This is a genomic window from uncultured Campylobacter sp. (assembly GCF_937949835.1).
Taxonomy (GTDB): domain Bacteria; phylum Campylobacterota; class Campylobacteria; order Campylobacterales; family Campylobacteraceae; genus Campylobacter_B.
Genome location: NZ_CALEDC010000277.1, coordinates 1 through 3,561, shown reverse-complemented (window position 1 = coordinate 3,561; position 3,561 = coordinate 1). Strand labels below are relative to the sequence as shown.

The window sequence follows — 3,561 nt, the reverse complement described above, 5'->3', positions numbered from 1 at the left end:
ACGGCGTTTTGGTAAATGCTCGGAAATTCCGCGCTTCGTATCTCACAAATCGCAGCAAAATTTTTGTGAAATTTTAAATACACATGTAGTATTTCGGCGCAAAGCACGCATAGCTACTTCGCGCCGAAATTTAACAAAACGCGCGTTGACAACCACTTCGCGCCGAAATTTCGCAGGCGCTAAATTTAAGCCCCGATTGTTTCGCCAGCGATCATTCCAAAAACCATACAATCAAGTATCGCGTAGGTTCCCAGTCTGCTCGCGCCGTGCACGCCGCCGGTTACCTCGCCCGCAGCCCAAAGCCCCGGGATCGGCTCGTGAGTAAGGCTCGAGATTACCTGAGCTTTGGTGTTGATCTCAAGTCCGCCCATCGTATGGTGCACCTTCGGCATCGTGCGGCTTGCGTAAAACGGCGGCTTGGAAACGTCGATACCGTCCAGCTTATCGACAACCTTGCCAAATTCCGGATCTTTACCGGCTTTGACGTAAGAGTTATAATCCGCGACGGTCTTTAAAAACGGCTCCAGCGGCAGATTGTAAGCCTTTGCAAGCTCCTCTAACGTGTCAAATTTTTTCACGACGCCCGCTTCCAGAGGCCTTGAGGTATAGACCGGGTTACGCGCGGCGACGGCTTGAGAGTCGCAGACGTTTACCGGATAGTTGTCGTTTTTCTCGCTCTCGCCGATAACCTTAAAGCAGGCGTCCGCCTTGATCTTGCGCCCTGCGTGCTCATCCATAAAGCGCTTGCCCGTCTTTGGATCGACGGTTAGACCGTAGGTGTTGCAGCAGTGGTTGGTGAAATTTACCGCAGCGCCGAAGCCCTTTTCGTCGGGCGAGCAATACGGAAGGAACTGAATCCACGACGTAAGAAGGGTAAATGCACCGATTCTATTTGCCGCAAGCATCGCTCCTGCCGAGCTTCCCGGGTGGTTGGTGCTATCGATCGTAGGCACGACGCGCGGATCTTGGATCTGGCGGTACCATAGATCGCGTCCGTATCCGCCCGAAGCCAGCAAAACGCCGTCTTTAGCTTTGTAGCTCTTTTTCTCGCCGCTTTTGTTTTCCAGATCGTCGCTAAAAAGTTTCGGATCAAATTTATACTCCTCGCGCGCTTCTACGCCCACGACGCGGCCGCTGTCGTCCACGATAAAATCGTCAAATTTCGTGCGGGTCTTGATCGTGACGTTAGGATCGTTTTGAAGTTTACCCATCATCGGCTGGATGTAGCCCGAGCCCGAGCCGTTGGTTGATTGCAAGCTTCTTGCGACGCTGTGGCCGCTTTCAAAGATCAGCTTGTCGCTAAACTCCGCTCCGCAGCCCACCAAAAGATCCACGGCATCGTTGCTGCGATCAAACATCACGCCCAAAAGATCGGTGTGATTGAGCCCGAGCCCGTCTTTTACGGCATCGGCGATAAAAAGCTCCTTACTATCTTTGATACCCTGCGCTACTTGAAATTTATTCATCGGAGCAGCCATATTTCCGCCGTTGATGACGGAATTTCCGCCCGCGCGACCCATCTTTTCAAGCACCAGCACCTTTTTACCGCGTCCGCTAGCCTTAATCGCCGCAGCAAGTCCCGCAAAACCGGTGCCGATGATGACGATGTCGTATTCCTCGTCGAATTTTACGTCTTTGGCGTTTTGTGCCGCGCTCGCACTGCTAGCCCCAAGCGCAAGTGCCCCCGCACCCACTGCGCTAATCTTTAAAAAACTACGTCTTCATACGTCTTGCATTTGCAACTCCTTTAATTGAAAGTGTATATTTAAAAGAAATGATAACTCGAATTTAAAGGTAAGTCAAATAGAATAACGTTATAAATAGATAGTAAAAAGCTATAAAATATGGGCGTTGATATAAAATTTTGAAATTCGGCTGACGGGCGGGATTGAAATTTTAAAATTTTATCAGGCGCTCGTTTGCAAAATACTTGTGAACGCAAAAGCGCACTCGGCGCGAAAATCGCAATTAATGCAAAATCCGCGCCGAGCCTTAAAATCGCTACGCCTTAGCGAGCGACCTTAAATTTAAGCGTTTGCAGATCGTAGTTATTTACCTGCTCGTATTGCATATCCTCGATAGAGATCGCAGGAAGCGCGCACGAGCCCGACATAATCACGTTTATCGGAGTATAGATGACGCCGCTGCTATTCTCTCCATCTCGCGGATCATAATAGAAATAGCCGCTTTTTGGGAAGCGAAGCACTCGGTCATACAGATACTCCGTGTGTTCTAGTGCCACGCTGTCTTGCATGCCCTCGACTCTAGCCTTCGCAGCCGAGCCCAGGCGCTCATTAACCGCTTCAAAGCAGCTAGGCATCGCCTCGTCGATTACGAAATTATAAAGATAATAATTCGCTCGCCAGCTAATCTTAGAGTAAATTTTCTGCCCTATTTTAAGCTTGTTTAGATCGACGACGTTGCCGCGAGCATCTATGAATTCGCGGTAAATTTCAATCCTTTTGCTATCCATAGAATGAGCGTTTAGGCTCTGTATGCTCAAAGCCTCATGCTTTAAAGGCGCGCTTTCATATCCAAAGCCAAGAGCGGTAAAAAATAGCTCGCCATTGCCGCTCATCGGCGTAAATTCTATCGCGCCGTCTTTAACCGCGAGTTTGGTATCCAGCGGTGAATTGAAATTTTTCGCCTCGCCGTCGTATTTTAATGCAAAATGGGCTTCTTTTTTTGAGTCCTTAAAATACGCATCAAATCCGCGTATTACGCTTGCTCGCTCCTGCGTGTTGTTTATATTTTTTAGATCGCGAATGATCGCATCGACCGTGCGAGCCGTGCTATCGTCTTTGATGCCCGCCTTGCCGAATGCGTAGAGCTTAAAGGCGGCGTCTCTTATGTCGCTAGCAAATGTTAGACCCGCTCCGTTATCAGCGTAATCGTAATTCGCCTCATCTATTTTTTCGAGCATAAATTCAAACTCAGTCGTCATATTGTGCTTTTTAAGTATCGCAGCCAAGGCGATGCTAGCCATCGGCGAGTCTTTATAAAGATCGTTGTCGTAAACGAAATTTATCTCATCATCATCCAGCTTGCCGTATTGATCTAGCACGAAATCCGCGTATATGCGGAGCGTATCCTGATCTTTGTAGCTTGATTTTAGCGCACTAAAAATTAGCGATCTTTGCTTATTGCTAAGGAATTTATAGCGCGCGTCAAGCTCTAGTAAAACATCGCTTGCGTAAATCGAAGCATAGTAGTTAGTAACGCCGTGAGCACTCCAGTAACCGAAATCGCCGTTAGGTTTGAGGCGAGATAGAATTCTACTCGCATACTCATTTACGCGGTTGGTTAAGGTTTTATTGGAGTCTTTGCGTGCGACATAATCAACCGCTATCATTCTTGAAGCAAGCTGTTCAGTGCAGCCGTAAGGATAGAGATATAGCTCGTCCGCTAGGCTAAAAGCATTAGGCGTAGCGCTGATGTGAGTATAAATTTCTTTATAGCTCGGATCGATTTTGAGCGTTACCGGCTTATCGCCGTAACTTACGTGAAATAGCTTCGAGCGCGGAAACTGGCTGATTATGTCAAATTCCACATCGTTGCTAA

Annotated in this window: 2 protein-coding genes; both read right to left on the bottom strand. The window is 48.2% G+C overall.

Features of this window, described 5'->3' with window-relative positions; genetic code table 11:
• Positions 1-185 precede the first annotated feature (185 nt).
• Positions 186-1,703 (bottom strand): flavocytochrome c, encoded by a 1,518-nt coding sequence (locus Q0256_RS06245; protein ID WP_297961233.1) that lies wholly within the window; start codon positions 1,701-1,703, stop codon positions 186-188.
• A 305-nt stretch (positions 1,704-2,008) separates the two neighbouring features.
• A partial coding sequence (locus Q0256_RS06240) for a hypothetical protein (RefSeq protein WP_297961230.1) occupies positions 2,009-3,561 on the bottom strand: 1,553 nt, incomplete at its 5' end.